The organism is Polaromonas sp. P1_E12 (genome assembly GCF_056405975.1).
Genome location: NZ_JBFUBB010000001.1, coordinates 198,597 through 216,676 on the forward strand (window position 1 = coordinate 198,597; position 18,080 = coordinate 216,676).

Annotated in this window: 15 protein-coding genes and 2 pseudogenes; 8 read left to right on the forward strand and 9 right to left on the reverse strand. The window is 61.0% G+C overall.

Annotated features, from left to right (window positions below):
- Positions 1 to 3: 3 nt before the first annotated feature.
- Positions 4 to 840, reverse strand: coding sequence for a helix-turn-helix domain-containing protein (locus AC1D13_RS00885; RefSeq protein WP_457279321.1), 837 nt, complete (start codon positions 838 to 840; stop codon positions 4 to 6).
- 153 nt (positions 841 to 993) lie between these two features.
- Here AC1D13_RS00885 and AC1D13_RS00890 point away from each other — a divergent pair, with 153 nt between their 5' ends.
- A complete protein-coding gene (locus AC1D13_RS00890) occupies positions 994 to 1,407 on the forward strand; it encodes a hypothetical protein (RefSeq protein ID WP_477688772.1) in 414 nt (137 codons plus the stop codon).
- Positions 1,408 to 1,512: 105 nt separating this feature from the next.
- The gene (locus tag AC1D13_RS00895) at positions 1,513 to 4,401 is read left to right on the forward strand and encodes an aconitate hydratase (protein WP_477688773.1); all 2,889 of its coding nucleotides are present in this window, start codon (positions 1,513 to 1,515) and stop codon (positions 4,399 to 4,401) included.
- Between the two features lie 33 nt (positions 4,402 to 4,434).
- On the opposite strand, the gene AC1D13_RS00900 is transcribed toward AC1D13_RS00895, so the two are convergent.
- Both AC1D13_RS00900 and AC1D13_RS00905 read right to left on the reverse strand, forming a co-directional pair.
- Positions 4,435 to 5,076, reverse strand: coding sequence for a DUF1906 domain-containing protein (locus AC1D13_RS00900; RefSeq protein ID WP_477688774.1), 642 nt, complete (start codon positions 5,074 to 5,076; stop codon positions 4,435 to 4,437).
- 76 nt (positions 5,077 to 5,152) lie between these two features.
- Complete coding sequence (locus AC1D13_RS00905) at positions 5,153 to 6,796, reverse strand: hypothetical protein (RefSeq protein ID WP_477688775.1); 1,644 nt, start codon at positions 6,794 to 6,796, stop codon at positions 5,153 to 5,155.
- Between the two features lie 148 nt (positions 6,797 to 6,944).
- Between AC1D13_RS00905 and AC1D13_RS00910 the strand changes: the two genes are divergently transcribed.
- On the forward strand, positions 6,945 to 8,153 hold the full coding sequence (locus AC1D13_RS00910; RefSeq protein WP_477688776.1) for an FAD-dependent monooxygenase: 1,209 nt from the start codon (positions 6,945 to 6,947) through the stop codon (positions 8,151 to 8,153).
- Between the two features lie 192 nt (positions 8,154 to 8,345).
- Here the strand turns inward: AC1D13_RS00910 and AC1D13_RS00915 are convergent, their stop codons facing one another.
- Positions 8,346 to 9,431 carry a hypothetical protein gene (locus AC1D13_RS00915; RefSeq protein WP_457279315.1) on the reverse strand — a complete coding sequence of 362 codons (1,086 nt, stop codon included), beginning with the start codon at positions 9,429 to 9,431 and terminating at the stop codon, positions 8,346 to 8,348.
- Between the two features lie 483 nt (positions 9,432 to 9,914).
- On the opposite strand from AC1D13_RS00915, the pseudogene AC1D13_RS00920 reads away from it, so the two are divergent.
- Positions 9,915 to 10,202: pseudogene (locus AC1D13_RS00920) on the forward strand (FAD-dependent monooxygenase); the annotation flags it as partial.
- Between the two features lie 90 nt (positions 10,203 to 10,292).
- Here AC1D13_RS00920 and AC1D13_RS00925 read toward each other — a convergent pair.
- Both AC1D13_RS00925 and AC1D13_RS00930 read right to left on the reverse strand, forming a co-directional pair.
- Positions 10,293 to 11,273 (reverse strand): tripartite tricarboxylate transporter substrate-binding protein, encoded by a 981-nt coding sequence (locus AC1D13_RS00925; protein WP_477688777.1) that lies wholly within the window; start codon positions 11,271 to 11,273, stop codon positions 10,293 to 10,295.
- A 27-nt stretch (positions 11,274 to 11,300) separates the two neighbouring features.
- A complete protein-coding gene (locus tag AC1D13_RS00930; RefSeq protein ID WP_457279313.1) occupies positions 11,301 to 11,978 on the reverse strand; it encodes a DJ-1/PfpI family protein in 678 nt (225 codons plus the stop codon).
- Between the two features lie 82 nt (positions 11,979 to 12,060).
- On the opposite strand from AC1D13_RS00930, the gene AC1D13_RS00935 reads away from it, so the two are divergent.
- Entirely contained in the window at positions 12,061 to 13,008 is a 948-nt protein-coding gene (locus AC1D13_RS00935) for a GlxA family transcriptional regulator (RefSeq protein WP_477666393.1), read from the forward strand.
- On the opposite strand, the gene kynA is transcribed toward AC1D13_RS00935, so the two are convergent.
- The 3 genes from kynA to kynB are packed head-to-tail and all read right to left on the reverse strand — an operon-like array spanning position 13,003 to position 15,819.
- Positions 13,003 to 13,869, reverse strand: coding sequence for a tryptophan 2,3-dioxygenase (gene kynA, locus AC1D13_RS00940; protein ID WP_457279312.1), 867 nt, complete (start codon positions 13,867 to 13,869; stop codon positions 13,003 to 13,005). The two genes, AC1D13_RS00935 and kynA, sit on opposite strands and share 6 nt — an antisense overlap.
- Positions 13,869 to 15,149, reverse strand: a complete 1,281-nt coding sequence (gene kynU, locus AC1D13_RS00945; protein WP_477666270.1) for a kynureninase — start codon at positions 15,147 to 15,149, stop codon at positions 13,869 to 13,871. Before kynU ends, kynA begins: the two co-directional genes overlap by 1 nt.
- Positions 15,150 to 15,159: 10 nt before the next feature.
- Positions 15,160 to 15,819: an arylformamidase gene (gene kynB, locus AC1D13_RS00950; RefSeq protein WP_477688778.1), complete on the reverse strand. Its 660-nt coding sequence runs from the start codon at positions 15,817 to 15,819 to the stop codon at positions 15,160 to 15,162.
- A 225-nt stretch (positions 15,820 to 16,044) separates the two neighbouring features.
- On the opposite strand from kynB, the gene AC1D13_RS00955 reads away from it, so the two are divergent.
- The 3 genes and pseudogenes from AC1D13_RS00955 (at position 16,045) to AC1D13_RS00965 (ending at position 18,065) form a co-directional block, all read left to right on the forward strand.
- Positions 16,045 to 16,809, forward strand: coding sequence for an SDR family oxidoreductase (locus AC1D13_RS00955; protein ID WP_477666272.1), 765 nt, complete (start codon positions 16,045 to 16,047; stop codon positions 16,807 to 16,809).
- Positions 16,810 to 16,907: 98 nt separating this feature from the next.
- Positions 16,908 to 17,087: pseudogene (locus tag AC1D13_RS00960) on the forward strand (GntR family transcriptional regulator); the annotation flags it as partial.
- A gap of 75 nt (positions 17,088 to 17,162) precedes the next feature.
- Positions 17,163 to 18,065: a substrate-binding domain-containing protein gene (locus AC1D13_RS00965; RefSeq protein ID WP_477689131.1), complete on the forward strand. Its 903-nt coding sequence runs from the start codon at positions 17,163 to 17,165 to the stop codon at positions 18,063 to 18,065.
- Positions 18,066 to 18,080: the final 15 nt, after the last annotated feature.

An 18,080-nucleotide genomic window follows, 5' to 3' on the forward strand; every position in this document is an offset into this window, starting at 1 on the left:
CATCTAGCCCTGCGCCGCCAGCGCGTGCAGCGCCTGGCGCGTGAAATCGTCCGCCGGGAAAAACGTTTCCATCGCCAGCTCCTGCAGCGTCACATCCACCGGCGAGCCGAAGATAGTGGTGGTGCTGATAAAGCTCAGCACCCCTGAAGGCGTGTTGAATTTGAATGGCATCACCACGCCCGGGTGCTCGCCCTCCAGATTGGGGCCCTTGGCCTCTTCCGGCACGGGGTAGGCCTTCAGCTCTTCCAGCAACGCCACCAGCGCCGGGTCGGCCGTCGCCGTGATCTGCTGGCGCAGGCGTTCAAACAAATGGTCGCGCCACTGCAGCAGGTTGGCGATGCGCGGCGCCAGGCCCTTGGGGTGCAGGCTCAGGCGCAGCACGTTGATGGGCGCCTCCAGCAGCGACGCATCGGCGCCCGCCATCAAATGCGGCACCATGCGGTTGGTGGCCACGATGTTCCAGTGGCGGTCCAGCGCCAGGGCCGGGTAGGGCTCATGGCTTTTGAGCAGCAGCTCCACCGCCTGGCGGGCCGAAGCCAGCGCCGGGTCGTTTAGCGGCCGCTCGCGGTACATGGGCGCATAGCCGGCCGCCACCAGCAGCGCATTGCGCTCGCGCAACGGGATGGCCAGCCGCTCCGCGAGGCGTAGCACCATTTCCCGGCTGGGCATCGAGCGGCCGGTTTCCACAAAACTCAGATGCCGGGTGGATATCTCTGCTTCCTGGGCCAGGTCCAGCTGGCTCAGGCGCCGGTGCTGGCGCCAGTGGCGCAGGTGGTCGCCAAAGGGTTGTGGCGCACTGCGCTGCGCGGGGCGGCTGGGGTGGTGGGTGCTGGCGGTCATGGTCCTCATCGTAAAGCTATGTGAGCAGGTTTCCATTACCTGCCAGGTTATCGACGGGCTGCTGCAGCGCAGGAATGATGACCTCCATGCGCACCGACCGGCGGCCCGGAGCGCTGATCAATATCACCGGCTGCTACTTTCAGGAGTTTTGCCATGTCTTCGAGTTCCATCCTTTCCTCTCCCAACTTCCTGCGCAATGTGCTGCGTGTGGATGCGCTGTCGTGCATCGCTTGCGGTGTATTGCAAGTCACCTTTCCAGCCGCGATGGCCCGCCTGCTGAACCTGCCCGAGGGCCTGATTGCCTACACCGGAGAGTTCTTGCTGGTCTATGCGGCAGTCGTTGCGTTTGTTTCAACGCGTAATCCTTTGCCGCGCGGCGTTATCTGGGCGCTGGTGGCGGGCAATATCGGCTGGGCGCTGGCCTGCGTGCTGATGCTGGCCAGCGGTCGTGTGTCGCCCTCCATGCTGGGCGTGGCCTATGTGGTGATGCAGGCGCTGACGGTGGCGCTGCTGGCCGAACTGCAGTACTTCGGCTTGCGCCGCGCAGCGCCGCAGCCGGCCTGGTGAGAACGCACAAGACTCGGTAGAGGGGCAGGGTATGCGGCGCCGGACTCCCACGGGGTCGCAGTGCCTGCCAGAATGGGGGCTGCCGTCAATAAAAAGGAGTCCGCCATGGCCAAACCGCCTCCCCACGCTTTTTCCTCCACGCTCAAAAGCTTCAAGACCGCCTCCGGCAAAACCGGCAAGTTCTACTCCTTGCCGGAACTCGCCAAACAATTTCCCAAAGTTTCCCGCCTGCCGGTGTCCATGCGCATCGTGCTTGAGTCGGTGCTGCGCAATTGCGACGGCAAAAAGGTCACGGCCGAACACGTGGCGCAACTGGCCCACTGGCTGCCCCAGGCCGAGCGCACCGAAGAAATCCCGTTTGTTGTCTCGCGCGTGGTGCTGCAGGATTTCACCGGTGTGCCGCTTTTGGCCGACCTGGCCGCCATGCGCAGCGTGGCGCTGAAGCTGGGCAAGAACCCAAAAGCCATCGAGCCGCTGGTACCGGTCGACCTGGTGGTCGACCACTCCATCATGGTCGACTACTACGGCAAGAAAAATTCGCTGGACCTCAACATGAAGCTGGAGTTCCAGCGCAACCGTGAGCGCTACGAGTTCATGAAATGGGGCATGCAGGCTTTTGACACCTTTGGCGTGGTACCGCCGGGCTTCGGCATCGTGCACCAGGTCAACCTCGAATACCTCTCGCGCGGCGTGCACAAAAGCAGGGACGGCGTGTACTACCCCGACTCGCTGGTGGGCACCGACAGCCACACCACCATGATCAACGGCATCGGCGTGGTGGCCTGGGGCTGCGGCGGCATCGAGGCCGAGGCTGCCATGCTGGGCCAGCCGGTCTACTTCCTCACGCCCGACGTGGTGGGCTTTGAGCTGACCGGCCGCCTGCGTGAAGGCGTCACAGCCACCGACCTGGTGCTGCGGGTGACCGAGCAGTTGCGCAAAGAAAAAGTCGTCGGCAAGTTTGTCGAATTTTTCGGCGAAGGCACGCGCACGCTGGCCCTGCCGGACCGCGCCACCATCGGCAACATGGCGCCCGAATACGGCGCCACCATGGGCTTCTTCCCGGTCGACGAAAAAACCATTGACTACTTCAAGGGCACGGGCCGCACCAAAGAAGAGATCGAAGCCTTCGAGGCCTACTTCAAGGCGCAGGGCCTCTTCGGCGTGGCCAAGGCCGGCGAGATTGATTATTCGCACGTGGTCAAACTCGACCTGGGCGACGTCACGCCCAGTCTGGCCGGCCCCAAGCGCCCGCAAGATCGCATCGAGCTCGGCAACGTCGCAAGCCAGTTCAAGTCGCTCTTCAGCAAATCGATTGCCGAGAATGGTTTTAACCAGCCCGCCGGCATGCTCAACACCCGCCACCTGGTGCGTCGCACCGATGAAGGCCGGCAAGACACCTTGCCGGCCGCACCGCCCACACCGGCCGGTGCCGCACGCCCCGTGATGGAGATGGAAGGCAACCGCCCCACACTGGCGCACGCACGCGCCAGCAACACCACGGACGCGCCCGCCAAGGCGCAGACCGAGGTGGTTCATTCAGCCCCCGGCATTACGGTGGGGAATGGCGATGTGCTGATCGCCGCCATCACCAGCTGCACCAATACCTCCAATCCCAGTGTGCTGCTGGCCGCGGGCCTGCTGGCCAAGAAGGCGGTGGAGGCGGGCCTGAAGGTCCAGCCGCATATCAAGACCTCGCTCGCGCCAGGCTCACGCATCGTGACCGAGTACCTCACCGAGACCGGCCTGCTGCCTTACCTGGAGAAGCTCGGCTTCGCACTGGCCGGCTACGGTTGCACCACCTGCATCGGCAATGCCGGCGACCTGACGCCCGAACTCAATGAGGCCATCAGCAAGAGCGACCTGGTCTGCGCGGCCGTGCTGTCGGGCAACCGCAACTTCGAGGCTCGCATCCACCCCAACCTCAAGGCCAACTTTCTGGCCAGCCCGCCGCTGGTGGTGGCCTACGCCATTGCCGGCACGGTGATGCGCGACCTGATGACCGAACCCGTCGGCAAAGGCAAGGGCGGCAAAGACGTGTACCTGGGCGACATCTGGCCGACCAGCGACGAAATCTACAAGCTCATGAAGTACGCGATGAACGGCAAAGCTTTTCGCGCCAATTACGCCAAGGTCAAGACCGAGCCGGGCAAGCTCTGGGAAAACATCAAGGGAGTCAAAGGCACGTCATACACCTGGCCCGCCAGCACTTACATTGCCGAGCCGCCTTTCTTTAAAGACTTCACCATGAAAGCGGGCGAGGCGGGCAGTGTGTCCGTCAAGGGCGCGCGCATCATGGCGCTCTTTGCCGACTCCATCACCACCGACCACATCTCGCCGGCCGGGTCCATCAAGGCCAGCTCGCCCGCGGGCCTGTGGCTGCAGGAAAACGGCGTGCAGAAGGCCGACTTCAACAGCTACGGCGCACGCCGCGGCAACCACGATGTGATGATGCGCGGCACCTTCGCCAATGTGCGCATCAAGAATTTGATGATTCCGCCCGATGCGGAAGGCTCGCGCGAAGAAGGCGGCGTCACATTGTTCCAGCCCGGCAACGAAAAGATGTTCATCTACGACGCGGCCATGAAGTACATGGACCAAGGCACGCCCACCGTGATCTTTGCCGGCGAGGAATACGGCACCGGCTCATCGCGTGACTGGGCCGCCAAGGGCACGCAGCTGCTGGGTATCAAGGCCGTGGTGGCGCGCAGCTTTGAGCGCATCCACCGCAGCAACCTGGTGGGCATGGGCGTGTTGCCCCTGCAGTTCAAGCCGGGCGAATCGTGGCAGACCCTGAAACTCACCGGCACCGAAGTCATCGACGTGATTCCGCACCCCGAGCTCAAACCGCAAAGTGAAGCCAGGCTGGTGATCACGCGCGCCGACGGCTCGCGCGAAGAAGTCACCGTCATCCTGCGTGTGGATACACCGATTGAGGTGGATTACTACCGCAATGGCGGCATCTTGCCTTTTGTGCTGCGCCAATTGCTGGCTTGAGGGCCTTGCGGCCCGCGCTGCAATGATCGGGTGTCAGGGCACAGGCCGAAACTGGCCAAAGTTGCCGTGGGCTTCACAGCGTTCCCAGTGATGCTGCAGGCCGCAGAGTTGCTGATGGTTGTGATTGGCGTGCTGGCGGATGTTCCAGGTGTCGTAATTGCCCGAGCCGGTCCAGGCAGTGGCTCCCGCCAGCCACGCATACTGGGCCAGCGCGTGGTTTTCACGCACGAGTTGGCAGGTCAGGCCTGAACCGTACACACCGATGACAAAGGGTGACAGGCCGCCCGCCTCCTGGTCCATACCCTCTTTGACACCCTCGAAATAAGGAAGGATCTCGTCATTGATTTGCTCCGGGTTAACGTCCATGTCCACCGCAAAATAGATGGCGCTGCCTGGGGGTTGCCTTAGCCGCGTCGCATAGTCGTGTGCAGACTGCCCGTCAAGCTTTCCACGGGCCTGGCCAAAATCGGTGAGTGCTGTGGCCCGATCCTGGTAGACCGTCACGATATCCAGCCCGCTTTGCGCCATAGCGTTCGCCTCCGCGGGCGTGATCCGCTTTTGAGGATCGCTCGTGGTGCGGGAGTAGTAGCGGATCACAAATGTCTTGCCTTCTGTGGCCAGACAGGGCGCAAAGGGATGGCAAGGCCGGTTGGTGGAAAGACCTTCTTTGTTCATGGCTGAGCTTTCTCTTGGCGCGGGGCCTCAGGTTTGGAAGTAGCGTCGCAAATCCCTCAGTGAGGGCGAACCGCCATCACTCCGCCAGGCAATCGTCTGTGGACTTCAGGCGCAAACTCCAGTCCCGTTCGGACGGCTTGCTGGTGATTCCCGCTGCAAAGAGCAGCGCCTGTGACAGGACGGCCTGCGAATATTTGCCAGCATTGCCTGCGGGGCATGTCACCGTCACCTCCAGTGTTTTGGTGTCAATCCGGCTGGGCGGCGTAGAAGGGGGAAACACAAACTTCCTGCCGCCAGAATAAAACTCCTTCAACCGGCTGATGGCTGCCAGCGCCGCGTCGGCGGTACGCGTATCTCGCGACCTTTGGGCTTGTGTGCCTGGCAGTGAGGACCCGCGGAACTGCACCGGTGTCGTATTTGCGGCGGTGATGGTCACCGGCACATTGACGACACGTGCTGTGGGCGAACTGTCGGTGATCCGTATCGACAACGCATAGGTTTTGGTGACCTTGCTCCCGGTAATGCTCAGTTCCGCCCGCGTATCAAAACGGATAGGCGGCTTGAGTGTGATGCCGTCAATCGGAACGCCCTCCAGTTCTGCGAAGTAGGGTTTGACACCGCCGGAAATCTCGATGCTGCGCCGGTCATCTGTGCCTGCTACCAGGTTGCTTAGCGAGGCGGGCGAGGTGGCCAGTGCAGTGATCACCTGTGCCACGCCGCAGTCCTTGAAGGCGTCCTCTGGCCAGGTGACCACCCTTCCAGTCAACCGGTCATTCACATCTTGCGTCAGAAGGAGGGTTTCAGAGGCCGCAAGAATMAGTTCCTCAATGATTTGAGGCGTGCCGGATCGGCTGCGCACATTGCCTGCTGGCGTATCAGCCGTTGCAGCTGTGCTCATGGTGTTTGCCTTTTTCAGCGCGTCGCTCAGCCCGGTGTCGACGCCGGCCCCTGGTGCAAATTGCCCGGCCATACTGGCAAGACCGGAAATCGCCGAGGGAACATTGTTGAGGGCGGGTGTGGACTCGACCAGTGACCGAACTACCGCCGCGTCAATCAGGTTGACGGTGGCGATCAACTCGCCGGCGGCCCGGTTGGCTGACTCCGTGTATTTCCTGCCGGATTTCAGGGCACTGTCGGCGGAGGCTTGTACCTGCGTTGCCGCCGCGAGGGCAACGGTGAGCGCCGGCATTTGCGGGTCGCTGGGGGGCGATACGGCAGTCACGGACTGTGCTTTGGCCACCGCCATGCCCAGCCTGCGTCTTGAGCTTTCCAGTTGGGACAACTGCCTGCCGAGGTCCCGAAGCTCTTCCGAACTGATATTGAAATGGAGCACCGCACGTCTTGCGCAGTTCAGCGCATCTACACCGGCGAGATAGATCATGACCGTAGGGCGCCGCAGGTTCATGTTGCCCAGGGTATAGGCCGTGCCGCCTGCCAGGGACACTCCCAGTATGGCGTTGCGGTGTGCGCCGCCGGCTGCCAGCGCCGCCACCAGCGCGCCTGTCACGACCAGGCCGCTGGCCAGCGAAGTTTCGCGGTCCATCTGATCCGCGACGGCGGAGCGATACGCGTCGCGCGCCTTGTCCGCATATTCCAGCGCACCAGGCATGCCTGGCGTGGTGGGTGATGACTGGTTCCAGCGCACCATTGGGCTGGCGCAGCCCGTGAGTACGAGGGCGCAAAAAATGGCGATCCATTTCTGGCATGCATGTGTGTTCATTGGCTCCCCCTTTTTTTCTTAAAAATGATGCGCAATGCTCTTCGAGCCATTGCAGAATAAGTCTGTAAGGATTTGTCTGCATCCTTTAAACGGAGTAGGCGGGGCGTCATTTGTCGTATTTGCCTTATCCCACGGCACAATCCGGGGTATGGGAAGTGTTCAGATTCTTGTGGCGGGTGGAGGTATTGGCGGACTGGCGGCTGCGTTGGCTGCAACGCGAGCCGGCTGTGATGTTCGTCTGTTTGAACGCGCCAGCGTCTTCAGCGAAGTCGGCGCGGGCATTCAGCTTGGTCCGAATGTGGTCAAGGTACTGCACAGCTGGGGATTGGTTGATGCACTGCAGGCCGTGGCCGCCTTTCCGGAACGCTTGCAGATACGCGGTGCGATGTCCGGAAAGCAACTGGGTGAATTGGGCCTGGGTGCGGCAATGGTCCAGCGGTATGGCGCGCCTTATCTCTCCATTCATCGCGCCGACCTTCACGGGATGCTGCTGCAGGCCGTGCAGCAGCATGCCGACGTAAGGCTGCACCTGAGCCGGCCTCTGCAGTCCTTCAGCCAGACCGCGCAAGCCGTCACGGTGCAGGCCGACGACGGCCCTGGCATTGAAGGCGACGCCCTCATAGGTGCTGACGGCATCTGGAGCACAGTGCGCCAGGAACTGCTGGGTGACGGCCTGCCGCGCCGCACCGGCCACCTGGCTTACCGCGCCTTGGTGCGGCAATCCGATCTACCTGAATTGCTCAGGAGCCGGCAGATCACGGTCTGGCTGGGGCCGCGCATGCACGTGGTGCAGTACCCGGTGCGCGGCGGTGAATGGCTCAATGTGGTGGCCATCGTGCAGGGTGAAGCCGCTGCCGAAGCCGACCTCTGGGACCACAGTGCCAACACCTCCGATCTGGGCGCGGCGACGGCCGGCTGTTGCGCTGCGCTGCGCGAGGTACTGGATGCCATCGGGGGCTGGCGCTTGTGGGTGCTGCATGACCGCGCGCCGATGCGGGGTGCCCACCAGCACGCTGTAGGCCGCGTGGCCTTGTTGGGCGATGCCGCCCACCCGATGCGGCCGTATCTGGCACAAGGAGCGGGTATGGCGATTGAAGACGCTGCCGAACTGGGCCATGCCTTGGCTCAGGCGCTGGACCCGGCGTTCGACGTGCCCACCATGCTGCAACGTTATGCGCTCAACCGTTGGCAGCGCAATGCGCGCGTGCAGGCGAGGGCCTTGCGCAATGGGCAGATATTCCACGCCAATGGGGTGTCGCGGTGGGGCAGGGATACCGCAATGCGTCTGTTGGGTGAGAAGCTGCTGGATATGCCCTGGCTATACGGGGCGAGCCCAACCTACCTTGATGGGCCTTGAGCCCATAGGACGACGGCTGTTTGCGCAGGCCTTGCACGGTTGATACGCGCTTTCACCGCGGGCAGTGCGTCAATTTGTGGTCCGGGCTTCATGACGGCAAGGAATTCCGCCCGGACTGGGAAAAAACTCGCGGGACCGCGGTCACGCCCGGGTGAAGTTTTGGGGACGCTTGCGGATGCGGTCGCTATTTATTCACGGGATTTTGTTTTTCTCGGACTTTGGAACTTGTATGTACTTCCTCATCCTGTCGAATTTTTCATCGTAAACCAGCACAGTGTCCCTCTGTTCGGGCCGGAGAATTCTCAAGCTGTTGTACCTGGTTTCCACTTTCTCTTCGGTGTTCATAAAAATCTTGTGATCCCACCGCTCTTCCGGGTCTTTATAAACAGTTTCGATGATGACCTTGCCTGGGAAAACTTCGTTAAATGCGATGTAGTACTCCGGATGAAGGGAGGGGTCGTTCTTTCTGAGGAGCACCAGGAGGAGGTAGGCATCGTTCAGTCCTTCCCGCGTGTCCTTGAGCAGAATGGCGATTTCTTTCTTGTCCTGGCCGCTGAAATCGCCTTCCCTTAACAGGCTTGAGTATTTGAGATTTCCGGAATTCACGAACCGATAGGCCGCTCCTTCATCGGATGAATAGAAATCGAGAAGCTTTTCCTTGACGCCATACGGCAATTCCTTGAGATAAAACGCATCGAAGTCGCTGCCGTATTTTCTGCTGAAGCCTTCTGCTGAAATCAGGTAGTTGTCGTTAAGCAGGGCGGGCAGCAGGGTGGGGTATTCGACGGCACCTTTCATCGCGAGCTTTAAATAAGCTTTCCAGTTTTCCTGGCCGACCTTCGGTTGATACTTTTCCAGATCCTGCGGCGTATTTGCTTCAATCACGGAGTACCCGCGTTGCTTTTCGCCTTTGCCGTCTTTGCAGGTAGCGCAATAAATGGTTTCACCAAAACTGAGTGCGTAGAGTTTTTCAGGAAGTTGGTCGTACTCTTTTTTGTAGCTTGCATCCAGGAGTTTTCCCTTGGTGATATGACCGGTATCACCGGTAAAGATGGCGAGTGTCTTTGACTCGGCGACAGCCTTTGCCGCCGTGTCTCCCGTTGTATTACCTGTTGTATCCGCTAACGCGGCATACCTATCGCTTTCGTGCGTAAAGTCGTAGACGTAGTATTTGAAATATTCAAAATCATTTTTTGCAAAGAAAATCCCGAGCGCAAACACAATCACTGCAAGCGCTGATAAGGTCTTTTTGGTCTTGGACAGGGTCGAAAAATTCATATCAGATGAGTGGTTGGTGAACAGCAGGCGAGCAATATATGCTGATTGAAGGGGTGGCCCGTGAAGCGGAGTCAAGAATGGAGCCGGACAATCGAAGTATCGCTGACGATTTTGGCTGATACAACAACGCAGGATTCTGCTCAAGCTTGGCTCGCATCCAGGTTGGGTAGGGGGCCTACCTTTGCATTTGTCCTTTTTTCGCCAAGATATCGTCAGCCCCGATAACGTGTGGCATGGTGGCCCGCTATGGCAAATTGAGGAATTGGGGAGGGATAGCAACTTAGTCGAATTGCTATAGAAGTGATAGCGGTTTGCGCTGTATTTGTAAGGGTTTCGGCTATTTTTTTATAAATTCTTGCAGATCTGTTCGTAGCTTCCATATCTCCGGAAACACCACCACATCCAGCATCTTGCGCAGGTAGCTGACGCCGCCGGTGGTGGTCTACGCCATTGCCGGCACGGTGATGCGCGACCTGATAGGCCGCCCACTGGCATGCCGTGGGCCGCGTGACCCTGCTGCGCGATGCCGCCCCCCCGATGAGGCCCTACCTGGCGCAAGGCACGGGCATGGCGATCGAAGACGCCGCAGAACTCGGCCACACCCCGGCCCAGTCGCTGAACCCGGCGCTCGATGTATCCACCGTGCTGCAGCGTTATGCGCTCAACCGCTGGCAGCGCAATGCGCGTGTGCAGGCGAGGGCGCTGCGCAACGGGCAGGTGTTCCACGCCGATGGGGTGCGGTGGGGGCGGGATGTGGCGATGAATGTGTTGGATTTGTCTCGGTTGTATGGAACGACAAGCAGGCGCTCCCTGATGATCGGAAAAACAATCGGGATTTATGGATTACGTTTCCGGCCAGCCCTAGTCCGCGTAGGCCCCCGCCGCCTTGATCACCGGCGTCCAGCGTGCAATTTCGCTGTGCAAATATTCGCGATGGCCCGCGGGTGTGTTGCGCGCGTCTCGAACCACCTCGATCCCCGAAGCGAGTTGTGCCCGTTTGAATGTGTCCGTCTGGATTGCGCCCAGCAATGCAGCGTTGATCCTGGTTTGTATCGCCTGAGGCGTGTTCTTCGGCGCATACAAGCCGTACCAGACGCCAAGCCGGACAGAGGGAATCCCGAATTTCTCGAGCGTCGGGATCGCCGAGGCACCGGGAACGTTGAGCGGCCTGGCTGATGTCACGCCGACGGGCCTGGTTTTTCCGCTAAATACATGAGGGAGCACGTTGGCTGTCAAATCGCACATCAGGTCTACATGGCCTCCCAGTAAATCCGCCAACGCCGGAGCGGTCCCGCGATAGGGAACGGTGGTCATGCCGATGCCCAGCGAAGACTGGAGGAGAAGGCCGCACAGATGCGACGCCGACCCAATGCCGCCGTTGGCAAGCTTGACCTGTGGTTGCGTGGCTATCCACCGCACCAGCTCAACCGCTGAGCCCGTAGCTATCTGTGGGCGCGTCACCAGCATCAGTGGCGATTCAGCCATGATGCCCAAAGGTTCGAAATCTGTTTCCGGGTTGAAACCGAGGCGGCGGTATAGCGCAGGGGCTGTCGCCATCCCGATATGGTTCAACAGCAGGGTATAGCCGTCGGCAGTCGCACGCAAGGCGATGGTACTGCCCAGGTTTCCACCGGCGCCTGACAGGTTCTGGATGATGATGGATTGCCCTAACTGCTTTTCCAGCGGTAAGGCAAGCTCCCGCGCGAGCTTGTCCATAGGACCTCCTGCGGGGTAGGGAACAATCAATGTCACCGGTTTCGAGGGGTAAACACCTTGCGCCTGCGCGCCCATGCCGCATGCCAGCAAGGCCCAAAAAACCAGTGAAAACAGTTTCTTGCTCATAAGTTTCTCCAGGGTTACCGGTACTTTTCAGACTGGCATGCGAAGGGCCGCATAGCCGACGGCCGAGGCCCGCAGGGCTCGCCGCGCCTGCGTCGCTGCCAGGCATTTCTCGACGATGGCCGGCTCCGATGTAAAGGGCGTACCACCTGGAAAGGGCGGCTTGGGGTCGTATTCGATCTGGAGCTGGATTTGCTTGGCTGTTTCGTCTCCCTTCAGCATTGCGACGACCTTCAAGGCCATGTCGATGCCGGATGTCACGCCGCCCGCAGTGAAGATATTTCCGTCCACGCACATGCGCTCTCTGGTGACGACGGCACCGAACGCCGGCAGAAAATCGATGGCCTGCCAGTGGCAGGTGCTTCGCCTGCCCTTGAGAAGGCCCGCGGCGCCGAGCAGCAGCGAACCCGTACAGATGCCGAAGATGTACTTTGCTGACTTTGCTTGCCTGCGGGTGAAATTGACCCACTCGGCATCCAGTATGGCGTCGTCGGTTCCAGGTCCCCCCGGCACCACCAGCAGGTCGCAGGGCGGTGCGTTTGCGATGGTCGTGGTGGGTGTCAGCGTGAGGCCGCGGTCCGAGCGGACTGGCTCCAGTGACTTCCCTACGAGCTCGACGTGCACCCCCGGCACACGTGCCAGTACTTCAAAAGGCCCTGTCAAATCAAGTTGTGTCAGTGCATTGAAGAGAATAATATTAACTTTCATGAACACCCTCCTTAATACGCTGACGGTAAGGCCAGGTGCCGCAGGGACAGTGCCAAAAGCGGGCGAATGTGCGCCAAAATGGGTGGCATTTCTCTTGTTCGACGGCTTCCAGCCCATTGACCTCGCCGGGCCGTGGCAGGCATTTGCCACGGCAAATGAAGAGGTGGGCGTTCCGGCGTATTGCCTGATCACCATGGCACAGAAGGACGTTGTAACGAGCGCCGATGGTGCACTGAAAATCCATGTGAACCACGATCTGGGGGCTGCCGCGGCATTGCCGATCGATGCGCTGGTGGTACCGGGCGGTGGCGGTATCCATGCGGCATGTGCCGATCTTCAATTGGTCAACTGGCTGCGGGAAAGAGACCAGGCCACACGTAGAACCTGCAGCGTTTGCACGGGGGCCTTCCTGCTCGCCGCCACCGGGCTGTTGAGTGGCCGGGAGGTCACCACCCACTGGCGATCCGCCGAGAGATTGCAGCGGGACTTTCCGGACCTCAGGGTTAACGACGACAAGATCTACTGCGAAAGCGGCAAGTACTGGACCACGGCGGGTGTTACCGCCGGTATCGACCTCGCGCTGGCCCTTATCGAGCGCGACCATGGCGCCGACATCTCGCAGCGCGTTGCGCGGCGGCTGCTTGTCTATTTACGCAGGGACGGCGATCAGCGCCAGTACAGCCAGGCCCTGAGGATTCAGGATCGGGCCGTTGCACCATTTCGCCAGTTGATCGAGTTGTTGCAGGCCCGGCTTGATCACGAATGGTCCGTCGACGAGATGGCGGATATGTGCAATATGTCCCGGCGCACTTTTCAGCGCAAGTTTGCGGAAAACTTCGGCATGGGCCCCATGGCCGCACTCAACAGCTTGCGGTGTGAACAGGCGGAAATCCTCGCCAGCTCGGGGCGTTTGTCGGGGAAGGAAGTCCAGAGGCATACCAGATCGACCCGGGGTATTTCCAGGACAGCGGCGCTTGCTGATCACCAAAGCCCCCGGGATTCACCGTCTGCACCCCGGGGGCGCCTATAAGTCAGTGCGTAGTTTCCAGATCTCAGGAAATAAAACCACATCCAGCATCTTGCGCAGGTAGCTGACGCCGCCGGTCCCACCCGTGCCGCGCTTGAACCCGATCACGCGTTCCACCGTGGTCACATGCCGGAAGCGCCAGAGCCGGAAAGCGTCTTCCAGGTCGGTGAGTTCTTCGCCGAGCTGGTAGAGGTCCCAGTATTTCTTCGGATCGCGATACACCACGAGCCAGGCCTGCTCAACCTCATCGCTTTCGACATAGCCTTGCGTCCAGTCGCGCTGCGTGTGGCTGGCCGGTACGGCCAGGCCGCGGCGGGCCAGCAGGCGCAGGGCTTCGTCGTAGAGTGACGGGGCCTCATACGCGGCTTGTACCTGCGCGAGCAGGTCGGGCCGGTGCGCATGCGGCTTGAGCATGGCGGCGTTCTTGTTGCCGAGTGCGAATTCGATGCAGCGGTATTGCGCGCTTTGAAAGCCGCTGGAGTTGGCCAGGTAAGGGCGTATCGCGCTGTACTCGGGCGGCGTCATGGTGGCCAGCACGTCCCAGGCGTGTACCAGCTGCTCCATGATCTTGCTCACGCGGGCCAGCATCTTGAAAGCGGCGCCCAGTTCGTCTTTCGCGACGTTGGCAATTGCCGCGCGCAGCTCGTGCAGCATCAGCTTCATCCAGAGTTCACTGGTCTGGTGCTGGATGATGAACAGCATTTCGTTGTGGTCGGGCGAGAGCGGTTTTTGTGCGCTGAGGATCGCGTCGAGCTGCAGGTAGTCGCCATAGCTCATCGACTGACTGAAGTCGAGCTGCGCTTTTTCGTCCCGTACGATGTCTGCGGGCGCTTGGGGTTTGTTGTCGTTGTTGTGGTTGTTCATCAGGTGACCGCGTGCTTCTGGTTGAATTCGGCCTTTTGCCACTCGGCGGTTGCCAGCACCTGCTTCAGATGCTCGACGGCATTCCACACGTCTTCAAAACCGATGTAGAGCGGCGTGAAGCCGAAGCGGAGGATGTCGAGGTGCTTGCCGGCGCCGCCGTCTCCGGCGCGGAAGTCGCCGATGACGCCGCGTGCGATCAGCGCCTGCACGATGGCGTAGGCGCCTTGGGTTTTGGTCAGACAGACCTGCGAGCCACGCTGGGCATGTTCGCGCGGTGTGGCCAGGCCCAGGCCGTGGCCGGCGCAGCGTTCTTCCACGAGTTGAATAAACAGGTCGGTCAGTGCCAGCGATTTTTTGCGCAGGGCCTGCATGCCACCGAACGTCTCGGCGGCCAGCACAGTGTCCAGTCCGCACTCCAGCGCGGTCATGCTCAGGATGGGCTGGGTGCCGCAGAGGTAACGTGAGATGCCTGCGGCAGGCCGGTAGTCCGGAGTGAATTCAAAAGGTGCTGCATGGCCCCACCAGCCGGCCAGCGGCTGCCAGAAGCGGTCTGCATGTTTGGGGTTGACCCAGACAAAGGCCGGCGCGCCGGGGCCACCGTTGAGGTACTTGTAGCCGCAGCCAATCGAGAAATCGGCTTTCGCCGCATTCAGGTCTACCGGCACGGCGCCCGCGCTGTGCGCCAGGTCCCAGACGGTGAGTACGCCTGCTGCATGCGCTGCGGCGGTTACGGCGGCCATGTCGTGCATGGCGCCGGTGCGGTAGTTCACGTGGGTCAGCATCAGCACGGCCACTTCGCTGGTGAGCGCGGCGGCAAGCTCTTCGGGCTCGACCAGTCGCAGCCGAAAGCCACGTTCACGGCACAGGGCTTCTGCGATGTAGAGGTCGGTCGGGAAGTTGCTGCGCTCGCTGACGATGACCTTGCGCGTGGGCGCGTCCTGGGCCGCGATGTGCAGTGCAGCGCTCAGCACCTTGTAGAGGTTGATGGACGTGCTGTCGGTGGCCACTACTTCGCCGGGGGCAGCACCTATCAGCCGGGCAATCTTGTTGCCCAGGCGTTGCGGCAGCTCAAACCAGCCGGCATTGTTCCAGGAGCGGATCAGGCCCTGGCCCCATTCGGCCGTCACGGCTTCAGCGACGCGAGCGGCGGCTGTTTTGGGCAGCACGCCCAGCGAATTGCCGTCGAGGTAGATCACATCTTCGGGCAAGGTGAATTGCTGGCGCAGCGTGCGCAGCGGGTCTTGCGCATCGAGGGCGCGGCAGTCTTGCAGAGTGGTCATGGAGTGGTCTTCATGGAAGTTCACGCAGGACTGCGCGAACGGGTGAGGCGTCGGCCCGGGTGAGTTTGAGCGGCAGGGCAATGAGTTCGTAGTCGCCTTCGGCCACGTCGTCGAGTACCAGGTTTTCGAGCACGCGCAGGCCGTGCGCCAGCAACTGGTGGTGGCTGGGCAAATCCTGGCTGGTGGCGGGGTCCACGCTGGGCGTGTCAATGCCGATAAGTGCTATGTTTTTGGTAGCTAGCAGCGCAAGCGTGGCGGGGGCTATGGCCGTAAATGACCCCCATGACTGACTGGCTGCCGCTGAGGTACGCAGCAACACGCGGGGCGGCAGGTTTTCCAGCGCATGGGCGATGTGTTCCGGCTGCACCAGCGGGCCGCAGTCCATGCAGTGGATCACGCGGCACGGCCCGAGGTAGGGCGCGAGGTCGAGTTCGCCGACGCTTGTTTCACCGTTGGCATAGTGCAGCGGCGCATCGGCATGCGCGCCGGTGTGGGGCGATAGTGTGATGCTGTTGACGTTGACCGGGCAGTCCGGCGCCAGTGAAAAATGCAACTGCTGCGAATAGGCCGTGTCGCCGGGGAACACCGGGGCGTTTTCATCCACCGACGGTGAGATGTCCCAGAGTTTTCGCGGTGGTGATCTGGTGGAAGCGGGGGTGCGGGCTGTCATGGGTGCAAAGGTAGCACCGGCAAAAAAGCCGTGGTGTCGGTTATTTCCAACAATCTCAAAAATAGTTGAAACCTAAAGTACCTGACAAAAGCGGGCCGCGCAGTCGTCGGGCGCGGCCTGTGGAATCCGTCAGCCTCGGGCACAATTAAAGGCTGTAGCGCTCGTTGCGGCATCGATTTACCAGAACACCTTTACAACCCCCTTCAAAGAGACAAAAGGCACACCATGAATTCCGAGAACAAGTCCAGCGGCAAAGTCGCACTCGTCACCGGTGCGGGCACCGGAATTGGCAAGGCTGTGGCCCTGGCCCTGCTGCGTGAAGGCTACAGCGTGGCGCTGGTGGGCCGTCGCGCCGAACCGCTCAACGAGGTTGCCAAAGAGTCGGGCACAGACCGCGCACTGGCTTTGCCGACCGACGTGAGCCAGCCTGACTCCGTGGCGGCGGCATTCGCCAGGGTCAAGGAAAAGTTCGGCCGGCTGGACTTGCTGTTCAACAACGCCGGTGTGGGCGCGCCGCCCGTCAACCTCGAAGACATCACGTTTGAGCAGTGGACCAATGTGGTCAACATCAACCTGACCGGCTCCTTTCTCTGTGCGCAGGCCGCCATCAAGCTGATGAAAGACCAGTTGCCCCAGGGCGGCCGCATCATCAACAACGGCTCGATTTCCGCCCATGCGCCTCGGCCCAACTCAGCGCCTTATACCTCGACCAAACACGCCATCACGGGCCTGACCAAGTCGATCTCGCTGGACGGGCGCAAGTACAACATCGCCTGCGGCCAGATCGACATCGGCAATGCCATGACGGAGCTTGCGGCCCGCATGGCCAAGGGCGTGCCCCAGGCCAACGGCGAGATCGCCATTGAGCCGATGATGGATGCGAAGGAAGTCGCCGATGCGGTGGTGCACATGGCGTCGCTGCCGCTGTCGACCAATGTGCAGTTCATGACCATCATGGCCACGAAGATGCCGTTTGTGGGCCGCGGTTGAGGGATGTTGTGTTGAGCCCGACGCATATTGCTCAAGGTATGCATGGTGCATAGCCAGGGCAATTGAGGGTTGCATGAAATGTGTTGTATTGTATGTATATGAGCAATACAGCATCTGATCTGGAACAGTACCTCGAAGAGTTGGCACGTACTGCCCAGCCCGGGGATCGCCTTCCGACCATTCGGGATTTGATGCGCCGGTTTGCCGTCTCCCAGATGGTGATTCAGCGCGCCTTCCAGGGCTTGAAAGCCAGGGGACTGATTGCATCGCAGGTAGGCCGTGGCACCTATTTTCGCGTGGAGGGTGAAGCCACCGGTGCCAGTCCGGGCGCCCAGCCATCGGCCGGCAGATCCGTGTTGCTGCTGCGCCGTTCCATCAGCATTGCCCGCGGCCGTGTGTTGATAGAAGGGCTTCAGCGCCGCTTTACCGCCGACGGCCACCGTGTACTGGAAGTTTCCTACACCGATCCCGCCCACGCGCGGACCATCTTGAAGGGTTCGCCCCGCTTTGACGCCTGCGTGGTTCAGTCGAGCTACAAAACCATCACGATTGATTTGCTCGCAGCGCTGAAAGAGAAATGTGATGCGTTGGCCGTGGATGGCGCGGCCCTCGCTGGAGCTGACGTCGAGGTGGTCGGCATGGAATGGGGAGAGCCRCTGGCTGCGGCGATCACGCTTTTGCAGCAGCAAGGCCATACGCGCATTGCGTATGCAACGACGTCGCACCCATTTCTGGCAACCCAGATGGGACGGCGGCGGTTCGACTACCTACAGACCACCCTGACAGGAATTGAGCTTCAGGCGATCACTGTGCCGCACCTGCCTGATGAGAACTACGAAGCGGTGCTTGTGGGGATGATCAAGGCCAGTCTGGATGCCTCGGGGCAGCTACCTTTCACCGCGTTGGTGGCGTGGGGCATCGAAGATGGCGCCAGATTCCGGGAACTGCTGCAAGAAGCCGGCGTTGGCATACCCGCACTGCTGAGCGTGGTGTTGCTGGGGCGTACGGATCTGGCGAACGAGCACGCCAACTTCTTTGACACGGTCGGATGCAGCGTGGCCGATCAGATCGAATATTTGTATCAGGCCATCAATGCACGATGGGCCGACCCCTCAATCCCCTATGGCGTACGCCTGATTCCTGTCACCCGAAAAGCGGGTCAATCCATTGCAGTGCTGCCGTCTGCTGGCCAGCCGGCGGCGCAGGCTTCCCGCAAACCCGTCAAAACCCCCGGCGAAGCGCTTGCCGGGTCTTGATCATTTAGCCGAACG